Here is a 3242-nt window from a genome sequence, read left to right as displayed (position 1 = left end):
TAATTTTTCGGCGAGTGACATATTCTCTAATATCGGTTTCTGCCGCATTGTTATGTAAGGGGAATTCTGGGCAATCTAGTACCTGTAATAGTTCAATCTTATGATTTCTGATTTGATTAAGGACACCATTTAACAGCCCATAACGGATATAACAACGCCCAAACACTTCATCAAATTTACTCTGTAGACTTAATGAAACCTCGTGACTAGTACTGAGCGGCTTAAATAGAGTTACTATTTAAGCCGCTAACGGTTTACCTTTGTAAGTCCATTTAAAAGGCTTGGCCATCGTGCGGTTGAAGTATTCAACAAAGTCTAGAATTCGTTGTTTAAGATCGCTTTTACTAATAAAGTTTCCCCGTCGTAATAGTTTCCGCATCAAAATACTAAACCAGATTTCAATTTGATTGAGCCAAGAACAATGTTTTGGCGTGAAATGGATGACTAAGCGATGGTTAGGATCTGCCAGGAATTTAGAGCGGCTGGACATCGATTTCAAAATACCAGATTTACCCTTGCAACCCAAATCGAGTGAGTCAGGTTCTAACTTGGCAACCAGACAAACTAATGCTTCTGATTGATGAGTATTGAGGCAATCCATGACCAGATGATACTTGGGAGAATGCGGAAATTGCTCTAAGAGATGGCTCACATGTGTTTCAAAGTCTTTCTCCGTGCTAGTATCTTCAACTGTGGCGAGGGCGATTGTGCCCGTGGCAACATTGAAACTAGCAATTAAAGTTTGTGTGCCATGTCGAATGTACTCAAATTCATGTTTGACGCACCGTCCTGGCTTCATCGCAATATCTGGCATTTTCCGCTCCAATGCCTGAATCCCTGGCATCTCATCTAAACTAAAAGTCAACTCCCCATGTTTAGCTCTTTCAACAGCTAACTCATAGACAGAGCAGATGTCTTCAACCTTAAATTGGAAAAAATTGTCGGGGGGGGATGCAACCAGCAACCATTCTGGTGTGGTTTAAGATCTGCTTCTTGAAGTAATCTGCCTACATGCCTTTCACTGATAGTTTCGACAATACCTTGTTGGATCATTTCTTCGGCTAATTCTCGCGCACTCCAGTGGCTCAATGGGCGATGGTATTTTTCTGGTGGCTCACAGGCTACTGGGCGGGAGACCCGTCCAGTAGAGCATATAGCTGGGTAATCTGTTCCATTGTGAACCTGCCTGGACTACCTGGACGTGGAATATCCTAGCAGTCTTTCGATCGCAGGCACTTGTTTGGCTGTCAGTTCTCGCCATCTTTGCCGCCACAAACGGCTCATCTTTTTACTGATGCCTAATTCTTTAGCAATTTTTCCATGACTTTCTTTTTTGTCTGCACACAGCACTATTTTAGCTCGCAGAGCTACTTGTTGCGGCGTACTCGAGCACTTGAGCAACTTCTCTAGTTCTGCTCGTTCTAATTCGTTCAGTTCAATTGGCTCTGCACTGAGTCGGGGCACTATCTTTACAGTCTCCTCTACTTCTTGTCTAAATGGTAAATCTATTTAAGCCGCTCAGTACTAGTCGCCGCAAACCTTCTACCTCTGTGGCTAGGGTATTTGTTTCGGCTGGGCTAGTATCGCTGTTTATACTCATCTCTTTGTTAAACCAGATTTTTGCTCTTTTGGCAACCCCCCCTGATTTACCAACGGTTATTGAGACGTTACCTCACATCTTGCACTAGTACATTAGAGCTTCTTCTCAAGGGATAGAAAATATGAGAAAAAGGGCGTGTAAAAACATTGATGAGAACAGTGAATACCATTCTCCCGTACGCCCAAGCTCTACTGTACACGTTGTTAGAGCTGATGCCCAGTCCCCACCAGAGACTCAGCCTCCAAGCCAGTTTTGCTTTATTTATGGAGCCAGCAAATGGCAAGATGTTGCCAGAATATAGTGTTATCAAATCACCTGCGGCGTTGAGCCGATTCTTCAATGAATATGGGTGGCCAACTAGAGCCGTAATTCGTGCGACTCGCCAACATATTTTGAAACAGTTGAATAATTACACCGCCATCGGGCAACGACCATACTTGCAAGTGATTATCGACCTGACCACATTGGAGAAAAGGGGAAAATTCAAAGCATTTGCAACGTTGATACATATTCTCAACGGTAAGCGAGGACTGCATTTGGTTGTCATGTACTTAGTCGTGGGACAGTGGAGAATCCCGTGGGCATTCCGCTCCTGGCGATGGCTTGCGGCACAACTACCCCTGCCCAATTGGGACTAAAATTGTTACGCACCTTACCTAAAAAACTTACCCACCGCTTCCCTTGTCCAAGTATTAGCTGATACTGGATTTAGTAGTGTTGAATTCCTCACTGGGGTTAAAAAACTTCGTTATCAAGCGATTGTCGGTATTCCCAACAACCGGAAATTGGCTGATGGGAGACAAATTAAGATGTTAGGCAAGAAAGGTCAACAGGTTAAGCTATCAGGATTAGAGGGAGTGGTCATTGGACTTTCTTGTTTTGGTCAACAAACACTTTTAGGTGTATACCGTTGGCTGATTCTGAGCTTTATCAGTTTTGTGCTGACCCACTGGGTGTATTTGTCCTCAAATCCAGCTAATCCACCTGAATGGAAAAAGGAATCTGAGCTGGCACTTCAACAGTTAATGCCACATACCGTTGTGAGTCTACTTTTAGTGGAAATCGAGCGTCAGCGAGAATTTCTGCTCTCACAGGGGCTGGCATTCGAGTTAGTTTCGCTGAAAATTTAGTACCCATATTCTAGTGCAAGATGTGAGTTACTGTCATAGGAAGGAATCGAACAGTTTTCTGCCCAAGTCAACTTATCATCGACATATTTACTGATGCTTATTTTTCTCAAACCCCGACCAATCTCTACCAACTCGGATCGTCACATCAGAATAAAGATTGCCAGCAGTACTAATTTCGGCTTTACCGACACCTAAACTATCGACAACATTTTGACTAGTCAATAATTCACCTTGTTGGGCAACAACTTGGGTGGTTTCAAGATTTTCTTTTAAAATTTTAGGATCTTTATCTAACCGAATATTCTGATAACCAGCTTTTTTTAGTTTGGCAATTAGTCGCCGTGTCGCGTCTGGATAGTAACCCGTATCCTGTAGACCCATCCGGAAATTTAGATCCTATACTCCACATGGGTTTCGATCGCTTCATACTTCCTCACGTATTTGTTGTATTTCATTGCTCGGATTGGGATCTTAGCTAATTACTATTAAAAACTAGCCAATTAGTTGGCTTT

6 protein-coding genes are annotated in these 3242 nt (G+C 42.9%); 2 read left to right on the top strand and 4 right to left on the bottom strand.

Features of this window, described 5'->3' with window-relative positions; translation table 11 throughout:
* The 3 genes from ACEW9J_RS26195 to ACEW9J_RS26185 form a co-directional block, all read right to left on the bottom strand.
* On the bottom strand, positions 1–166 hold a 166-nt coding region (locus tag ACEW9J_RS26195), incomplete at its 3' end, for a transposase (RefSeq protein ID WP_373548001.1).
* 72 nt (positions 167–238) lie between these two features.
* The gene (locus ACEW9J_RS26190; RefSeq protein WP_373548000.1) at positions 239–964 is read right to left on the bottom strand and encodes a transposase; all 726 of its coding nucleotides are present in this window, start codon (positions 962–964) and stop codon (positions 239–241) included.
* A 227-nt stretch (positions 965–1191) separates the two neighbouring features.
* A complete protein-coding gene (locus ACEW9J_RS26185; RefSeq protein ID WP_373547999.1) occupies positions 1192–1464 on the bottom strand; it encodes a hypothetical protein in 273 nt (90 codons plus the stop codon).
* Positions 1465–1758: 294 nt separating this feature from the next.
* On the opposite strand from ACEW9J_RS26185, the gene ACEW9J_RS26180 reads away from it, so the two are divergent.
* Both ACEW9J_RS26180 and ACEW9J_RS26175 read left to right on the top strand, forming a co-directional pair.
* A complete protein-coding gene (locus ACEW9J_RS26180) occupies positions 1759–2238 on the top strand; it encodes a hypothetical protein (protein ID WP_373547998.1) in 480 nt (159 codons plus the stop codon).
* A gap of 171 nt (positions 2239–2409) precedes the next feature.
* Positions 2410–2730 carry a hypothetical protein gene (locus ACEW9J_RS26175; protein WP_373547997.1) on the top strand — a complete coding sequence of 107 codons (321 nt, stop codon included), beginning with the start codon at positions 2410–2412 and terminating at the stop codon, positions 2728–2730.
* A gap of 87 nt (positions 2731–2817) precedes the next feature.
* Here the strand turns inward: ACEW9J_RS26175 and ACEW9J_RS26170 are convergent, their stop codons facing one another.
* Positions 2818–3111: a LytR C-terminal domain-containing protein gene (locus tag ACEW9J_RS26170; protein WP_373547996.1), complete on the bottom strand. Its 294-nt coding sequence runs from the start codon at positions 3109–3111 to the stop codon at positions 2818–2820.
* Positions 3112–3242 lie beyond the last annotated feature (131 nt).

Origin of the sequence: Chamaesiphon sp. (assembly GCF_041737865.1) — a bacterium.
Lineage (GTDB): Bacteria > Cyanobacteriota > Cyanobacteriia > Cyanobacteriales > Chamaesiphonaceae > Chamaesiphon.
Note: the sequence above shows the minus strand (reverse complement) of the source record. Positions and strands in the feature narration are given on the sequence as shown.

What these genes read in the sequence shown, in the direction of transcription:
- ACEW9J_RS26175 (WP_373547997.1), top strand. Translation starts at nt 2,410, where the DNA reads ATGTTAGGCAAGAAAGGTCAACAGGTTAAGCTATCAGGATTAGAGGGA.
- ACEW9J_RS26170 (WP_373547996.1), bottom strand. Translation starts at nt 3,111, where the DNA reads ATGGGTCTACAGGATACGGGTTACTATCCAGACGCGACACGGCGACTA.